This window comes from Massilia sp. CFBP 13721, assembly GCF_014842025.1.
GTDB lineage: Bacteria > Pseudomonadota > Gammaproteobacteria > Burkholderiales > Burkholderiaceae_D > Telluria.
In genome coordinates this window covers 31,518-48,988 of record NZ_JACYUY010000015.1, presented here as the reverse complement: position 1 = coordinate 48,988, position 17,471 = coordinate 31,518, and the positions used below count along the sequence as shown (strand labels likewise).

General features: G+C 66.1%; 12 protein-coding genes. 9 read left to right on the top strand and 3 right to left on the bottom strand.

The window, feature by feature from the left end; translation table 11 throughout:
• The first annotated feature begins 139 nt into the window (after nt 1-139).
• The 9 genes from IFT60_RS15335 (at nt 140) to IFT60_RS15295 (ending at nt 13,973) form a co-directional block, all read left to right on the top strand.
• Nucleotides 140-1,078, top strand: a complete 939-nt coding sequence (locus IFT60_RS15335; RefSeq protein ID WP_192053005.1) for a family 43 glycosylhydrolase — start codon at nt 140-142, stop codon at nt 1,076-1,078.
• Nucleotides 1,079-1,085: 7 nt separating this feature from the next.
• A complete protein-coding gene (locus IFT60_RS15330; protein WP_192053003.1) occupies nt 1,086-2,147 on the top strand; it encodes a glycoside hydrolase family 43 protein in 1,062 nt (353 codons plus the stop codon).
• On the top strand, nt 2,144-3,097 hold the full coding sequence (locus tag IFT60_RS15325) for a glycoside hydrolase family 43 protein (protein WP_192053001.1): 954 nt from the start codon (nt 2,144-2,146) through the stop codon (nt 3,095-3,097). The genes IFT60_RS15330 and IFT60_RS15325 overlap by 4 nt, the downstream gene beginning before the upstream one ends.
• A gap of 4 nt (nt 3,098-3,101) precedes the next feature.
• Nucleotides 3,102-4,133, top strand: coding sequence for a family 43 glycosylhydrolase (locus tag IFT60_RS15320; protein ID WP_197986347.1), 1,032 nt, complete (start codon nt 3,102-3,104; stop codon nt 4,131-4,133).
• A gap of 211 nt (nt 4,134-4,344) precedes the next feature.
• A complete protein-coding gene (glgB, locus tag IFT60_RS15315; protein WP_197986346.1) occupies nt 4,345-6,507 on the top strand; it encodes a 1,4-alpha-glucan branching protein GlgB in 2,163 nt (720 codons plus the stop codon).
• Nucleotides 6,508-6,520: 13 nt separating this feature from the next.
• On the top strand, nt 6,521-8,617 hold the full coding sequence (gene glgX / locus IFT60_RS15310) for a glycogen debranching protein GlgX (protein ID WP_192052997.1): 2,097 nt from the start codon (nt 6,521-6,523) through the stop codon (nt 8,615-8,617).
• Nucleotides 8,614-9,888, top strand: a complete 1,275-nt coding sequence (gene glgC / locus IFT60_RS15305; RefSeq protein ID WP_192052995.1) for a glucose-1-phosphate adenylyltransferase — start codon at nt 8,614-8,616, stop codon at nt 9,886-9,888. The genes glgX and glgC overlap by 4 nt, the downstream gene beginning before the upstream one ends.
• A gap of 11 nt (nt 9,889-9,899) precedes the next feature.
• Nucleotides 9,900-11,363, top strand: coding sequence for a glycogen synthase GlgA (gene glgA / locus IFT60_RS15300; RefSeq protein ID WP_192053112.1), 1,464 nt, complete (start codon nt 9,900-9,902; stop codon nt 11,361-11,363).
• A 171-nt stretch (nt 11,364-11,534) separates the two neighbouring features.
• Nucleotides 11,535-13,973, top strand: a complete 2,439-nt coding sequence (locus IFT60_RS15295; protein ID WP_192052993.1) for a glycogen/starch/alpha-glucan phosphorylase — start codon at nt 11,535-11,537, stop codon at nt 13,971-13,973.
• Nucleotides 13,974-14,250: 277 nt separating this feature from the next.
• On the opposite strand, the gene IFT60_RS15290 is transcribed toward IFT60_RS15295, so the two are convergent.
• The 3 genes from IFT60_RS15290 to IFT60_RS15280 all read right to left on the bottom strand — a co-directional run bounded on the left by IFT60_RS15290 (nt 14,251) and on the right by IFT60_RS15280 (nt 17,320).
• The gene (locus tag IFT60_RS15290; protein WP_192052992.1) at nt 14,251-16,392 is read right to left on the bottom strand and encodes an FUSC family protein; all 2,142 of its coding nucleotides are present in this window, start codon (nt 16,390-16,392) and stop codon (nt 14,251-14,253) included.
• A gap of 131 nt (nt 16,393-16,523) precedes the next feature.
• A complete protein-coding gene (locus IFT60_RS15285) occupies nt 16,524-16,706 on the bottom strand; it encodes a hypothetical protein (RefSeq protein ID WP_192052990.1) in 183 nt (60 codons plus the stop codon).
• A gap of 92 nt (nt 16,707-16,798) precedes the next feature.
• Entirely contained in the window at nt 16,799-17,320 is a 522-nt protein-coding gene (locus tag IFT60_RS15280) for an energy transducer TonB (RefSeq protein WP_229510894.1), read from the bottom strand.
• Nucleotides 17,321-17,471 lie beyond the last annotated feature (151 nt).

Sequence of the window (17,471 nt, the reverse complement as noted above, 5' to 3'; positions counted from 1 at the left end):
TCATGGCGCAAGCAGCGCTTTTCCAGGCGCATTTGCTGTCAGATCAGCTTTCGCGCGCCGCGATGAGTATTTCGCCGTGGCCGATGTGGCAAGGCGATTCTCGGATAGACTCGTCGGCTCCCCATCATGGATGCCGCCAATGCGCTCTCTCGCCGCCGCCCTGCTCGCCCTTTCGACTTCGGTACAGGCCGCGCAGCCGGTACAGCCAATAACAAGCCGCTTCGCAGGCGACCCGTCGCCGCACTGGTTCGCGTCAAACGACGGCGGCAAGTTCTACCTCTACGCCACCGACGACGCCTCGAACTCCGGCAAGTACTGGGATTCGACCAGCTGGCGCCTGTACACCTCGCCCGACATGCAAGCCTGGCAGGATGCCGGCGTGCCGCTCGCGGTGACGGTGTTCAAGTGGGCGCGGCCGGATGCCAAGGCCTGGGCGCCGGAAGCGGCCTACCGCAACGGCAACTACTACTTCTATGCGCCGGTCGGCGGCGACAAGATCGGCGTCGCGGTATCGAAGCGGCCAGACGGCGGCTTCGTCGACGCCCGCGTCGACCCGCTGGTGGACAAGGCGCGCGACGCCAACGCCGGCGCCGAGCCGATCGACCCGGCCGTGTTCGTCGACGCGGACGGCCAGGCCTACCTCTACTTCGGCACCCGTGTGCCGAAGGTCGTCAAACTCAAGGCCGACATGGTGACGCTCGACGGCCCGATCCAGGATGTCGCCATCGCCGGCCTGCCCGCGGCGGACCCGAAGAAACAATACGGAGAAGCGCCGTTCCTGCACCAGCGCGGCGGCGTCTATTACTTCACCTTCTCCAGCGGCTGGCCGGGCCAGATCCTGTACGCCACCGGCAGTTCGCCGCTCGGCCCGTTTACCTATCGCGGCGTGGTGCTCGACTACCTGCGCATTTCGACCAACCACCAGGCCATCGTCGAGCACGCGGGGAAGAGCTGGCTGTTCTACCACGACAAGCTGCTGCCCGGCGGCGGCAGCCACCGGCGCGCGATCGCGATCGCACCGTTGACCTATGCGGCCGACGGCGCCATCGAGCAGGTACGGCGCACACCGCAACCGTGAGGACAGCATGATCCGCCAGTCTCCCCAGCCCGTCCTGCGCCGCATCGCCGCGTCCTGCCTGGCCGCGTTCGCCCTCGCCGCCGGCGCCGCGCCCGCCCCGGAAGCGGCCTACCTGCTGGTCCATTTCACCGGCGAGGCGGCGGACGGAGAGCAGATCTACTTTTCGGCCAGCCAGGACGGCCTGCGCTTCACCGACCTGAACGGCTCGCGGCCGGTGCTGACCTCGAACGTCGGCGAACGGGGCGTGCGCGACCCGGCGCTCATCCGCTCGGCCGGCGGCGACAAGTTCTACCTGCTGGCGACCGACCTGCGCATCGCCAGCCGCAAGGGCTGGGATGCCGCCATGCACCGCGGCAGCACGTCGATCGTGATCTGGGAGTCGAGCGACCTGGTGAACTGGTCGGCGCCGCGCCTGGCGAATGTCGCCGGCAACATCGCGCAAGCCGGCTGCGCCTGGGCGCCGGAAGCGATCTACGACGAAGCTGCCGGCGACTACATCGTCTACTGGGCCACCATCGCGCCCGCCGGCGGCCAGACCAAGCCGCGTATCTATTACTCGCGCACGCGCGATTTCGTCACCTTCACCCCGGCCACGCTCTACATCGACCGTCCCGGCACGGTCGGCCTGATCGACACCCAGATCGTCAAGGTCGACGACCCGCAAGCCAGGTACCGCTACGTGCGCGCCTCCGGCGACGGCCAGATCACCTTCGAGGGCAGCCAGTCGCTGCTGGGCGAATGGACCGTGCTGGGCGACCTGCGCGCCATCGGCCTCTCGGGCAAGGACGTCGAAGGCCCGATCCTGTACCGGATGCCGCAGGCCGGACTATGGGGCCTGTGGGTCGACCAGTACGCGACCCGCGGCGGCTACCTGGCCCTGCTCGCCTCCGACCTCGCGCGCCCCGCCAGCTTCGTGCGCGCCGCCCCGGGCCAGGTCGCGTACGGGGCCAGCAAGAAGCGCCACGGTTCGATCCTCAACATCAGCGACGCCGAATACCGCCGGCTGCTGGCCAGATGGCCCATCACTCCCACTTCGGCTCCGGCCGCCACCCAGCCCCCACCGCCATGATCCGACACCTATTCGGCCTCGCCGCCGCACTTTCGATGTCGCCGGCCTGCGCCGCCAATCCGCCGATCACCGCCATCTTCACCGCCGATCCGGCCGTGCTCGTCGATGGCGGCCGGCTCTACCTGTACACCGGCCGCGACGAGGCGGAGGTCGGCACGGAGCGCTACCGCATGCACGAGTGGCGCCTGTATTCGACCTGCGACATGCGCACCTGGGTCGACCACGGCGTACCCGCCAACGTCAAGACCTTCGCCTGGGCCAAGAGCGACGCCTACGCCGCCGACGTCGTCAAGCGCGGCGCCAGGTACTACCTGTACGCGCCGGTCAAGCATGGCGCCGTCAAGGGCATGGCGATCGGCGTCGCCGTGGCCGACCGGCCAACCGGTCCCTTCGTCGATGCGCGCGGCTCGGCCCTGGTCACCAACGACATGACGCGCGAAACGCCGAACGACTGGGACGACATCGACCCGGCCGTGTTCGTCGACGACGACGGCCAGGCCTACCTGTACTTCGGGAACAAGGTGCTCAAGTACGCCAAACTGAAACCCAACATGATCGAACTGGACGGCCCGATCCACACGGTCGGCCTGTTCGACTTCGAGGAAGCGCCCTACCTGCACAAGCGCAACGGCGTGTATTACCTGAGCTATGCCAGCGGCTTTCCCGAATCGATCGTCTACGCCACCGGCCCCGGCCCCACCGGCCCCTGGACCTACCGCGGTCTGATCATGGAAAAGAACAAGGTGACCAGGACCATCCACCAGGCCTTTGCCGATTTCAACGGCAAGTCCTACGCCTTCTATCACAACGACGTGCTGCCCGGCGGCGGCGACTACCGCCGTTCGGTGGCGCTCGAGGAATTCGAGTATGGCAAGGATGGCGCGCTTCCCCTCATCCGCCAGACGAGCGCCGGCCCCGCCGCCAACCCCACCCCCACCTGCAGGAACTGACACGATGTCCGTATCTTCACGTACCCAACGCATGACCCGGTTCCTGCTGCCGGCCCTGCTCGCCGCCTGCGCCGGCCAGGCTGCTGCCCAGACCGCGGCGCCGGCAGTACTCCCCACCTTGCCGCCGGCGCCGATCCTCGAAGGCTACACCGCCGACCCGTCGATCCGCGTGTTCGGCGACACCTATTACCTGTACCCGACCTCCGACAAGGACAAATGGCAGACCACCGATTTTTCGGTGTGGTCCTCGAAGAACCTGGTCGACTGGAAGAAGGAGCGGATGATCCTCGACGTGACGAAGGACCTGAAGTGGGGCAAGGTCGAAGCCTGGGCGCCCGATGCGATCGCGCGCAATGGCCGCTATTACTTCTATTTTTCGGCCGAGCGCAAGATCGGCGTCGCCACCGCGGCCTCGCCCACCGGCCCGTTCGTGGACGCCCTGGGCGCACCGCTGGTCACCCGCACCGGCAAGGTCAACACGAACACCATCGACCCCTACCCCTTCATCGACGACGACGGCCAGGCCTACCTGTATTTCGGTAACAGCAACCGTATCGCTAACGTCTTCAAGCTCAAACCCGACATGGTCACGCTCGACGGCGATCCGGTGGAAATGCGCATCCACCAGTTCCGCGAAGGGATCGTCGTCTTCAAGCGCAAGGGCGTGTATTACTTCATGTGGTCGATCGACGACGCCCGCAGCCCGAACTACCGCGTCGGCTGGGGCACCGCCACCTCGCCGCTGGGCCCCGTGGTGGCCGCCGACAAGGATTTCATCGTCCTGCAAAAGAACGGACCCGCGGTCGGCACCGCGCATCACAGCGTCGTCAACGTGCCGGGCACCGACCGTTGGTACGTGGCCTACCACCGCCACGCCATCCCGAACGGCAATGGCTATACCCGCGAAACCGTGCTGGCGCGGATGGAATTCAATGCCGACGGGTCGATCAAGCCCATGGATCCGATGACGGCGCCGTTCAAGCCGGGCGACGTCGGCGAGCCCATCGTCGGCGGCAAGGGCTTGCCGGACCGCTGAGCAGCGCAGGCGACGCCCCGGCGTCGCCACTGCACCGACCGGCCACGCCGCGGCCCACGCCATGGGGCGCGCACCGCTGCGGCGCTGCGCCCTTTTGCATGCCCAAAACAATGTAATATTGTCACGAAAACGAAGGCGGGTCACCGGTGCGCCTGCCTGCCAGTCACATGCATAGACGAACACTGCCGCCGGAAAGCGTTTTACGAAACTTATGACAGTCGACCAGAACAGCATTGCCGCGCTCATGCAGGGCGAGCACGCGGACCCGTTTTCCATTCTTGGCATGCACGTCCGCGATGGCGACGTCGTCGTGCGTGCGCTGCTGCCGGGCGCGCTGGGAGTCGAGGTGACCGGCGCCGGCACGCCGGTCGCGCTGGCGCGCCAGGGCGACAGCGCCGTGTTTGCCGCCACCCTGCCGGGCTGCAAGGCCCCGTTTCCCTATCGGCTGCGCGTCGACTGGGGCAGCCACCAGCAGGAAATGGACGACCCTTACCGCTTCGGGCCGGTGCTGGGCGAGATGGACATCTGGCTGCTGTCCGAGGGCACCCATTACCGGCCCTACGAAAAACTGGGCGCGCATCCGCTGCGGGTCGAGGGCGTCGATGGCGTGAATTTCGCGGTCTGGGCGCCGAACGCGCGCCGCGTGGCCGTGGTCGGCAGCTTCAACAATTGGGATGGGCGGCGCCATGCGATGCGCAAACGGGGCGCGTCCGGCATCTGGGAAATCTTCATCCCGGGCCTGGCCGCCGGCGACGTCTACAAGTTCGAGATCAAGACGCAAGCGGGCGAGCGCCTGCTCAAGGCCGATCCCTTCGCCTTCCGCGCCGAGCTGCGCCCCGCGACCGCATCGGTGGTGGCGCAATTGATGCCGGTGGTGCCGTCGACGGAAGAACGCCGCCGCGCCAACGGCCTCGGCGCACCGCTGAGCATCTATGAAGTCCATCTCGGCTCGTGGCGCCGCGTTCCGGAAGGAGGCGACCGCTGGCTGACTTACCGCGAACTGGCGGCGCAGCTGATCCCCTACGTGAAGGAGCTCGGCTTTTCCCACATCGAGCTGCTGCCGGTCAGCGAGCATCCCTTCGACGGTTCTTGGGGCTACCAGCCGATCGGCCTGTATGCGCCGACCTCGCGTTTCGGCAGCCCCGAGGATTTCCGTTACTTCGTCGAGACCGCGCACGCCAACGGCATCGGCGTGCTGCTGGACTGGGTGCCCGGCCATTTTCCGAGCGACGCCCACGGCCTGGCCCGTTTCGACGGCAGCTGCCTGTACGAGCATGCCGACCCGCGCGAGGGCTTCCACCAGGACTGGAATACGCTGATCTTCAATTACGGCCGCCGCGAGGTGCTCAATTACCTGGTCGGGAATGCCCTGTACTGGATCGAGCGCTTCGGCATCGACGGGCTGCGGGTCGACGCGGTCGCCTCGATGCTGTACCGCGACTACAGCCGCAAGGAAGGCGAGTGGATTCCGAACGTCCACGGCGGCCGCGAAAACCTGGAAGCGATCGATTTTCTGCGCAAGCTGAACGCCATCGTCTGCGCCGAGCGGCCGGAAGCCATCATGATCGCCGAAGAGTCGACCAGCTTCCCACAGGTGTCGCGCCCGCTGCACACGGGGGGCCTGGGTTTCCACTACAAATGGAACATGGGCTGGATGAACGACACCCTGCACTACATGGGCGAAGACCCGGTGCATCGCCGCTACCACCACGACAAGATCACCTTCGGCCTGGCCTACGCGTTTTCCGAGAATTTCATGCTGCCGCTGTCGCACGACGAAGTCGTGCACGGCAAGGGCTCGATCCTCGGCCGCATGCCGGGTGACACCTGGCAGCGCTTCGCCAACCTGCGCGCGTATTACGGTTTGATGTGGGGCCATCCGGGCAAGAAGCTGCTGTTCATGGGCTGCGAATTCGGCCAGGAGGGCGAGTGGAACTTCGAGCGCAGCCTGGACTGGCACCTGCTCGACTCGCCGCCGCATGCGGGCGTGCAGCGCCTGGTGCGCGACCTGAACGCGGTCCAGCGCCACTATCCGGCTTTGCACGCGGTCGATTTCGAGGCGCGCGGTTTCGCGTGGATCACGTACGAGGACCGCGAAAATTCGGTGTTCTCGTTCATGCGCAAGGCTGACGATGGCGCGACGGTACTGGTGCTGTGCAATTTCACGCCCGTGCCGCGCCATGGCTACCGCATCGGCGTGGCGCAGCCGGGGCGCTATCGCGAAATCATCAATACCGATGCGGCGGTCTATGGCGGCAGCGGCGTGCACAATGGCGAGTTGCAGACCGAGGCGGTGCCGGCCCATGGTCGCGCCTGTTCGCTGAGCTTGACGGTACCGCCGCTGGCGACGCTCATGCTGACGCTGGAGCCGTGAGCCGATGGCGGTCATGACCGAACCAGTCACCGCATTGCGCGCCGGTGCGCCCTACCCGCTCGGCGCGGGTTGGGACGGGCATGGCGTGAACTTCGCCCTGGTGGCGCCGAACGCGCACGCGGTGCACCTGTGCCTGTTCGATGCCGGCGGCGTGCTGGAACTGGCGCGCCTGCGCATGCCCGCCTGCACCGACGGCGTCTGGCACGGCTATCTCGATGGCGCGGCGCCGGGACAGGTGTACGGCTACCGCGTCGACGGCCCCTACGCGCCGGAACAGGGCCAGCGCTTCAATCCCGGCAAGGTGCTGCTCGATCCCTACGCGCGCATGGTGATCGGCGAATACCGCGCGCAGGACGGCTTCCTCGACCAGACGCCGGACGGCGCGGGTCCGAACCCGTTCGACAATGCCGCCATCGCGCTCAAGGCGCAGGTCGTGCACGACTCCTACGACTGGGGCGCGGATGCGCCGCCGCGCGTGGCGCCGGGCGACACCGTCCTCTACGAACTGCACGTGAAAGGTTTTACGAAGCTGCATCCGGACGTACCGCCGCCGCTGCGCGGTACCTACGCCGCGATGGCGCATCCGGCGGTGCTCGACTACCTCGAACAGCTCGGGGTCACCACGGTGAGCCTGATGCCGGTGCATTTCCGCGCCGACGAGATGCGCCTGCAGCAGCTGGGCCTGTCGAATCACTGGGGCTATTCCAGCATCGGCTTCTTTGCGCCGGAGACGCGTTACTGGTCGGGCCGGCCCGGCAGCACGCCGATCGGCGAATTCCGCGACATGGTCAAGGCGCTGCATGGCCGCGGGTTAGAGGTCGTGCTCGACGTGGTCTACAACCATACGGCGGAAACCGACGAATTCGGGCCAACCCTGAGTTTTCGCGGCATCGACAACGCCCTGTACTACCACCTGCGCCCGGACGACCCGGCCCTGTACGAAAACTGGACCGGCTGCGGCAATTGCCTGAACCTGGCCGAGCCGCGCGTGCTGCAGCTGGTGATGGATTCGCTGCGCTACTGGGTGCAGGAGATGCACGTCGACGGTTTCCGCTTCGACCTGGCGCCGGAACTGGCGCGCGGCGCGCAAGGCTTTTGCAGCAGCGCCGCCTTCCTCGCCGCGCTGCGCCAGGACCCGGTGCTGGCGCGCGTGAAACTGATCGCGGAACCCTGGGACATCGGTCCCGGCGGCTACCAGCTCGGCAACTTCCCGCCCGGCTGGCTCGAATGGAACGACGGGTACCGCGACACGATGCGCGCATTCTGGCTGCGGCCCGCATCCAGTTCACGGGGCGCCTTCGCACAGCGCTTCGCCGGTTCCAGCGAAAAATTCCAGAAGAACGGGCGCCTGCCGACCGCCAGCGTCAATTTCGTGACGGCGCACGACGGTTTCACCCTGCGCGACCTGGTCAGCTACGACCACAAGCACAACGAGGCCAACGGCGAGGACAACCGCGACGGCCATCACGCCAACCTGAGCTGGAACTGCGGCGTCGAAGGCGCCACCGGCAACGCCGAGGTGCTGGCGCTGCGCGCGCGCCTGCAACGCGCCTTGCTGGCGACGCTGTTCTTTTCGCAGGGCACGCCGATGCTGCTGGCGGGCGACGACATCGGCCACTCCCAGCGCGGCAACAACAACGCCTATTGCCAGGACAACGACCTGTGCTGGCTCGACTGGCACGGGGCCGACCATGGGCTGTTCGCGTTGACCAGCGCGCTGATCGCCTTGCGGCGGCGCTATCCGGCCTTGCGCCACAGCGGCTGGTACGACGGCGCCGCGCGCGCCGACGGCACGGCGGACATCCTGTGGCGCGGACCGGATGGCGCCGCACTCGACGAGGCGGCCTGGAGCAGGCCTGGCGCCATCGGCATCCGCCTGGGCGCGGCCCCCGCGCACGAACCCTGCCTGCTGCTGTTCAATCCCCAGCCGGAGCCGGTCGATTTCGTCCTGCCCGCCGGCGCATGGCGACCTGTGTTCGGCAGCGCCGGCGACCCCGTGCCGGCGCAAGAAACGGATGGCAGCATGGTGGTACCCGCACATGCGGTGCTGCTGCTGGTGATACCCAATAAAAATTCATCCAACGATCAAAACACCCTGGAGACGACATGATGCACACGGAAACCGACAAAGCCATCCTCACCCACCGCCTGCCGGAGCGCGCCATCGTCCTGGTGCTGGCCGGTGGCCGCGGTTCCCGCCTCGAGCAGCTGACCAACCGGCGCGCCAAGCCGGCGGTCTATTTCGGCGGCAAATTCCGCATCATCGATTTCGTGCTGTCGAACTGCATCAACTCGGGCTTCCGGCGCATCGGTGTCGTGACCCAGTACAAATCGCACTCGCTGCTGCGCCACCTGCAGCGCGGCTGGAGCTTCCTGCGTGGCGACAACAACGAATTCGTCGACCTGCTGCCGGCCCAGCAGCGCGTCAACGAAGAGCACTGGTACCGCGGCACCGCGGACGCCGTCTACCAGAACATCGACATCCTGCGTTCCTACAATCCGGCGTATGTCGTGGTGCTGGCGGGCGACCATATCTACAAGATGGATTATTCGCTGATGCTGCGCGACCACGTCGCCACCGGCGCCGGCTGTACCGTCGGCTGCATCGAGGTGCCGAAGGTGGAAGCGTCGGCCTTTGGCGTGATGGCCACCGATGCCGAGCGCAAGATCACCGCTTTCGTCGAGAAGCCGGCCGATCCGCCGACCATGCCCGGCCGGCCCGACGTCACGCTGGCAAGCATGGGAATCTACATCTTCAATACCGACTATCTGTTCCAGCTGCTCGACGACGACATCGCAAATCCGGAGTCGAGCCACGACTTCGGCAAGGACATCATCCCGCGCGTGGTCGGCGAAGGCCGCGCGGTGGCGCATCCGTTCAGCATGTCGTGCATTCCCTCGTCCAACGGCAGCGCCGGCTACTGGCGCGACGTCGGCACGGTCGACGCCTTCTGGTCGGCCAACCTCGACCTCGCCTCCATCTCTCCGGAACTGAACATCTACGATGCCGACTGGCCGATCTGGACCCATCAGCAGCAACTGCCGCCGGCCAAGTTCGTGCATGACCGCGCCGGCAAGCACGGCATGGCGGTGAACGTGCTGGTGTCCGGCGGCTGCATCGTGTCCGGCTCGCACGTGGCGCTGTCGGTACTGTTTTCGAACGTGCGGATACACTCGTTCTGCCACATCGACCAGGCCGTGATCCTGCCGAATACCGTGATCGGCGAAGGCTGCCGCCTGACCAAGGTCGTGATCGACCGCGGCTGCACGGTGCCGCCCGGGACGGTCATCGGCGAAGATCCCGAACTCGATGCGCAGCGCTTCTTCCGCAGCGCGGGCGGCGTGGTGCTGGTTACCTGCGACATGCTGGAGAAGCTTTGAACAACATGGAAATGACGATGCGTGTACTCCACGTTTGCAGTGAAATTTATCCCTTGCTGAAAACGGGCGGCCTGGCCGACGTGGCGGGCGCCCTGCCGGTCGCGCAAATCGCGGGCGGCTGCGATGCGCGCGTGCTGGTGCCGGGCTTCCCTGCCCTGCGCGCCGGCATCCTCGAGCAGGAAACGGTGGCCGAGCTGGAACCGATGTTCGGCGCCAGGTCGATCCGCCTTGTTCGCGGCGTGCTGCCCGGCAGCGCCATCGCCGTGTACGTGATCGACGCGCCCGACCTGTACGACCGGCCCGGCAATCCGTATGCCGACGCCGACAATCACGCCTATCCCGATAACTACCGCCGCTTCGCCCTGCTGGGCTGGGTGGCGGCGCGCATGGCGGAAGGGCTCGATCCCTCCTGGCGGCCGCAGGTGGTGCATGCGCACGACTGGCACGCCGGCCTGGCGCCGGCTTACCTGAAGGCGGCCGAGCAAGCCTCGGGCCAGCGCCTGGCCAGCAGCGTGCAAACCATCCACAACCTGGCTTACCAGGGTAATTTCCCGGCGCACGTGTTCGAGGAATTGCGCTTGCCGTGGCATTTTTTCGCTGTCGACGGCATCGAATTCCACGGCCACTGTTCGTTCCTGAAGGCCGGCCTGTTCTACGCCGACAAGCTCACCACCGTGAGCCCGACCTACGCGCGTGAAATCCAGGGACCGGAACAGGGCTTCGGCCTCGACGGCCTGCTGCGTTCGCGCGCGGGCGACCTGGTCGGCATCCTGAACGGGGTCGACGACACCGTGTGGAATCCGGCCGCCGACCCGCTGATCCCGCGCCCCTACGCCGTGGGTTCCCTGGCCGGCAAGCGCGCCGGCAAGACGGCGCTGCAGCGCGAAGCCGGCCTGGCGGTGCAGAACGACGCGCCCCTGTTTTGCGTCGTCAGCCGCCTGACCGACCAGAAGGGGCTGCACCTGGTGCTCGACGCCCTGCCCGGCATCGTGGCGCGCGGCGGCCAGATCATGCTGCTCGGTTCGGGCGACGCGGCGCTGGAAGCCGGCTTCCAGGCCGCCGCCGCCGCGCAGCCGCAGTCGGTGGCGGTGAAAATCGGCTACGACGAGCAATTGTCGCACCGCCTGATCGGCGCCAGCGACGTCATCCTGGTGCCCTCGCGCTTCGAGCCGTGCGGGCTGACCCAGCTTTACGGGCTAAAATACGGCACGTTACCCCTGGTGCGCCGGGTCGGCGGACTGGCCGACACGGTCGTCGACTGTTCGCTCGAGAACCTGGACGAGGGCCTGGCGACCGGCTTCGTCTTCGACAGCTTCGATGCGGCGGGAATCGATGCCGCAGTACGCCGTGCCTTTGCGTTGTATAAACGCAAAAGCAACTGGAAGCTGGTACAAGAACGTGGCATGCGGCAACAATTTGACTGGAATGCCGCTTCAGCTCACTATCTCGCGCTGTACCATCAGATTGCCTCTTGAATATTCCTCCACTAGAGGGTGTGAAAAAAACGTCAGGGCAAGGCGCCGAGTCGAAGACAGTACGAGTGTACGGCGAGACGAGGCAACGCAGCCATGGCGATTTTTTCACATCCTCGTAGGACGACATGTTCGGCACATGCACCACTTATCCTTATTGAACGCGAACATGCAATGAAGCTTACCGATCTCAACCAGGGCAACGTCGCCCGCCTCAAGCAAGCCATCACCGACAAACTGGTGTACACCGTTGGCAAGGACCCGGCAACGGCGCAAGCGAAAGACTGGCTGCACGCGACGGCCTACGCCGTGCGCGACCGCCTGGTCGACCGCGCGCTCGTAACGGGCCAGGCGCAGCGCCAGCCCGACGTGAAACACGTGTATTACCTGTCGATCGAATTCCTGATCGGCCGCGCGTTCACGAATGCCATGCTGGCACTCGGCATCGGGGAAGACGTACGTCACGCGCTGAGCGAACTCGGCGTCGACGCCGCCACGCTGCCCGACCTCGAACCGGACGCGGCCCTCGGCAATGGCGGCCTGGGCCGCCTGGCCGCCTGCTTCCTCGATTCGATGGCCACGCTCGGCATTTCCGGCTTCGGCTACGGCATCCGCTACGACTATGGCATGTTCAGGCAGCAGATCGTCGACGGGCGCCAGGTCGAAGCGCCCGATTACTGGCTGGCCGACGGCAATCCGTGGGAATTCCCGCGTCCCGACGTGCAGTACCGGGTGCGCTTCGGCGGGCGGGTCGACCAGGACGGCGAGCGTGCTGTCTGGAGCGGCACCCAGGACGTGCTGGCCATGGCCTACGACATCATCGTGCCGGGCCATGCGACGCAGGCGACCAACACGCTGCGCCTGTGGTCGGCCAAGGCCGCGGACGAACTCGACCTGGCTGCCTTCAACGGCGGCGATTACCAGGGCGCGGCGGCTGAAAAAAACCTGGCCGAAAACGTCACGCGCGTGCTGTATCCGGACGATTCGACGCCGGGCGGGCGCGAGCTGCGCCTGCGCCAGGAATACTTCTTCTGCGCCGCCAGCCTGCAAGACCTGGTCGGGCGCTTTTTCGCCACGCACAGCGAGGTCGAGAAACTGCCGCAGCACGTGGCCATCCACCTCAACGACACGCATCCGGTGCTGGCGATTCCGGAACTGATGCGCATCCTGATCGACGAGCGGGAACTGCCGTTCGCGCAAGCCTGGGCGCTCACCCAACAAGTGTTCAGCTACACGAACCACACCCTGATGCAGGAAGCGCTCGAGACCTGGCCGGTCGAGATGCTGGAACAGGTGCTGCCGCGCCACCTGCAGATCATTTTCGCCATCAACGAGCTGCTCATTGCCGACATCAACACCCGCTTCGGCCCCGATTTCGACCTGATGCGGCGCGTGTCGCTGATCGACGAAGACGGCGGGCGGCGCGTGCGCATGGCATACCTGGCGGTCGTCGCCAGCCACAAGGTCAACGGCGTCTCGCAACTGCACTCGGACCTGATGCGGCAATCGATCTTCGCCGATTTCGCCAAGCTGTTCCCGGACCGCTTCAACAACAAGACCAACGGCATCACGCCGCGGCGCTGGCTGTCGCAGGCCAACCCGGCCTTGTCACACCTGATCGACGAACGCATCGGCCGCGCCTGGCGCGGCGACCTCGACCAGCTCGCCGGGTTGCGGCCGCTGGCCGGCGACGCCGTCTTTGCGGAGCAGTTCCGCGCCGCCAAACTGGCCAACAAGGAACGCCTGGCCGGCTGGATCGAGAGCAACCTTGGCATGACGGTCAATCCGCATTCCCTGTTCGACGTCCACGTCAAGCGCATCCACGAATACAAGCGCCAGCTGCTCAACGTGCTGCACGTGATCACCCGCTACAAGCGCATCGTCGCCAATCCCGACGCCGGCTGGGTGCCGCGCACGGTGATCTTCGCCGGCAAGGCCGCGTCGGCGTACCACATGGCCAAGCAGATCATTCACTTGATCAATGACGTCGCCGCCACGATCAATGCCGACCCGCGCGTGGGCGACAAGCTGAAGGTCGTGTTCCTGCCGAACTACAGCGTCAGCCTGGCCGAGCTCATCATCCCTGCCGCCGACCTGTCCGAGCAGATTTCGACGGCCGGCACCGAAGCCTCGGGCACCGGCAACATGAAACTGGCCCTAAACGGCGCGCTCACCATCGGCACGCTCGACGGCGCCAACGTCGAGATGCGCGAAAGTGTCGGCGCCGAGAACATCTTCATCTTCGGTAACACGACCGAAGAAGTCGCGGCACTGCGCGCGCGCGGCTATCAGCCACGGGCGATCTACGATGAAAACGCCGAGCTCAAGGAAGTGCTCGACATGCTGCGCGACGGCGACTTCTCGCCGGACGAGCCGGGGCGCTACCAGGCGATTGCCGACGTCCTGCTGGAATGGGGCGACCATTACCTGCTGCTGGCGGATTACGCTAGTTACGTCGCCACGCAGGACGGGGTCGACGTGCTGTATCGCCAGCCGGACGAGTGGACGCGCAAGGCAATCCTGAACGTGGCCGGGATGGGGGTGTTTTCGTCGGACCGGACGATTGCGGAGTACGCAAGCGATATCTGGGGGGCGCAGCCGCTGGGGTTGTAAGACAGTAGTATAGACGAGGCAAATTTTATTTTCCTCTGAAGCAATTCATGCAAACTTCCTTTGCATGAATTGCACAGACCCGTAAGGTGGGCGGCTATACCCGGACGTGTCCCTGCCGGCTGCCTGAACGCCGCCCACGCGTTCAACCACACGCTGAAACTTCGCGACGAATTACCCGCTGGTTGAACGCGTGGGCGGCGCAAACGCTTCTGGTCCACAACCTGAAGAGGTGCAGCCGCCCACCTTACGGGTCTGTACATCATGCCCATATCTCAGCTCATTTCTGATCGAGCACCGCTCCGATCGCCTCTCTGCCCTGCGCCACCTGCGCCGCATCCTGCCGCAGCAGGCGCAAGCGCCGCTGCAGCGGCGCCCACCCCGGCCATTCCGCAATCCAGGTCGTTTGCGCTTCCGGCGCAGCGGGCCCACTTTCAGCCGGCGCTCCCAGGCTCGCCCGCACCTCGGCAAACATGCCCTCGAGCGCCGCCTCCACTTCCCGCACCGGCAAATTCTCCCGGTAGCGCTGCAACAGCAGGCGCAGCGCCGCCATGTGCGCCACCAGCAGGTAATTCTGCACGGTGAAGCGATTGAGTTCATCGGGTGCGCGCCGCTTGCCGGCCGGTTCGTCGAGCATGCGCCCGAGCGCCGCGCTGAGCGTGGCGAGGCTGTCCATGAAGCGCTTGCGGCTGATGCGGTACTGGCCATCGTCGGCGGTGCGCTTCAGCAGCAGGTCGGCGGCGGCGTCGATGTACCGGCGGTTGGCGTCGAGCACCGCATCGACCAGGCGCGGCAGGTTCTGGTATTCCCAGTTCGGCAGCACGCGGCTGAAGACGGTGGCGATCAGGGTGCCGAGCAGCGTGTCGAACAGGCGCTCGCCGATGACGCTGGCGCCATGCGGGACGGTCAGGCCGATCAGCAGCAGCGCCTGCACGCTGGCGGCGACCGCCGTGTAGCGGTATTTAATCGAGAGGAAAGTGGGCGCGGCCGCGGTGGCGACGAACAGGAAGCCGATCAGCGCCGCCGGCGACTGGACGAAATGCAGGATCACGGCGGTGATCATGCAGCCGACCAGGGTGCCGACCAGGCGGTCGGCGCGGCGCTGGCGCGTCATGCTGAAGCTGGGTTTCAGGATCACGGCAATGGTCAGCGCGGTCCAGTAGCCATGCGAGGTGTACGGCAGCCATTGCGACGCCACCAGGCCGACCGTGATCGCCATCGCCACCCGCAGCGCGAAGCGGAACACCGGCGAACTCCAGCGCAGGTTCGCCACCAGCATGTCGAAGCTGTAGCGCTGCTGGGTAAGGAAGGGCGTCATGTCCGCATGCGGCACCATCGGCAGCGCGTCCCCGTCCGCGCGGTCCGCCTGGGATGCGTGGCTGGCCGCATGCAGGCGCCCGATCATCGCGATCACCTCGCCGATCTTGTTGGCGGTGGCGCGCAGCGTCGCCTGCGCATCGAAGTCGTCACCGTCGCCGGCAGGCAGCTGGCGCAGCATCGCCTCCAGCGTGCGCAGCTCGTCGCGGTAATCGACCGCCGGGCGCGAGGGCTGGTCGCGCGTCATCGCATACGCGACCGCCTCGATGTCGCGCGCGGCCTTGCCGATCAAATCGCCCAACAGCGGCAAGATGGGGCCGGCCGTGAAATGCTGGCGCAGCAGGACGTAATCGGTATGGGTCGACAGCACCAGCTCGTACAGGTCGATCATGGCGTAGTGCACCTGCACCAGCACCGCCTCGCCCGCCGTCGGCTTGCCGCGCAAGACCAGGTCGCGCGAGGCTTGCTGGCGTTCGGCCAGCACGCTCTGCTCGCGCACCAGCTTTTCCATCTGCGCCGGCAGGCTGTTGGCGACGTCGTAGCAGCCGGCCTTGATGTTCGTGTAGACCGCCAGTTCGTACAGCGCTTCGGCCAGCACCTGCTGCTTCAGGCGCCGCTGCAGTATCCAGACGACGGCCATCGCATACGCCATGTAGCCGGCGCCGCCGGCAAAGAACAGCGCGCCGTGGCGCAGCGCCTGCAGCGGCGTCGACGGCGCCTCGCTCGACAGCATCATCACGAACAGCGCCGCGAACTGCAGCGGCATCGCCTTGCGGCCATACACCACCATCATGCTGGACAGGAAAGACACCAGCACGATGACCGTGAACAGCAGCCACTCCACCTGCGAACTGAGGCTGACCAGCAGCGCTACCACAGAGCACAGCAGCACGCCGGCCAGCATCTCGTTGAACTTGTGGCGCAAGGGGCTGGGCATGTCCATCAGGCTGGTGCACAGCGCGCCCATGGCGACGGCGATCGCGGTCGGCAGGTCGGCCAGCGCGTAGGTGAGGAAGGTCAGGCCGACGATGCCGGTGGCGATGCGCAGGCCGGTAGAGAAGTAGTGGCTGAAGAGGAAGGTGCGGGGAGCGAGGGCGTAATGCATGGGCGGGTAGCTCGCTTCGCCGGAGGGCGAACGCTGGGGAATGATGAGCGGATTATAACGTCGGCGGCCGACTGGCCCGGATTGAACCGTGCGTGCCGGCCGCCGCTGTTCCACTAGTCACTGTGCTGTGGCTAGCGTCGTCCGCTGCCCGTCGCCACGTCGAGCCAGACCGCCAGCGTCAGGATCAGGCGCATCAGGCCGAAGATCCACAGCTTGACGGCGCGCACGTCGATGTCCGACAGGCGCGTCGCTTCCATGCTGCTGCCGACGGCGTCGATGCGGCGCCCGAACACGGTCTGGCGCGCGAGTCTCACACCATGTACCCGCAAGCTTGCCGCGCCAATTCGGGAAGCATGGACTGCGAACAGGCTGCACGTTTGTCACATGAGGTTGGCTCTTCGCTGCACTACTGGAATTGGTTCTGAGGTTGCGCAGCGGCTGGGGGTGGCACCCGGGAACTGCCGGCGGGGGTCAATGACCAGACGTATTGGACCGGAACCCAGGCGCGCTGGGGCTGGCCATCTTTTACGGCTGGCTTGAAGCGGCATTTGGACAATGCCGAGCGGGCCGCCTCGTCAAGCGACAGGTCGCCGCTGGATTTCAAGATAGTGGACTGGGCGACGCTGCCGTCGGTATCGATCAGGAAGCGGACGGTCGTGGTGCCCTGCGAGCCGCGTCGGCGCGCTTCCTTCGGATATTGGGGCTTGGCGCATATGGCATTCTTCTGGGCCGACGTCGTCGTGCTGGCGACGGCGGTGCTACCGCGTATGACAGTGTCTGCTTGTGTAGCGGGTGCCTGAGCACAGCCGGCGAGGCTGGATAGGGCCGAGACAAGGACCGGGACAAGGGCCAGGTCAAGGAAGGCAATCGCCCCATTCGATTTGGAGCGTGGGTTCGCGGCAACGACCGCTCGTTCAATGCGTAACATAATACTCCTGGTTGGCGGCAAAGCTGGTATGCAGCTCTGTTCATTCCAAGGTCCGCTTACGGCGAAAGCAGACATACGGAATGGCTCAGTGTACGGTGTCGCTGCCGGCACAAGCAAGGAATGTGTCAGGGCGCTCGAAGACGCAGCACGA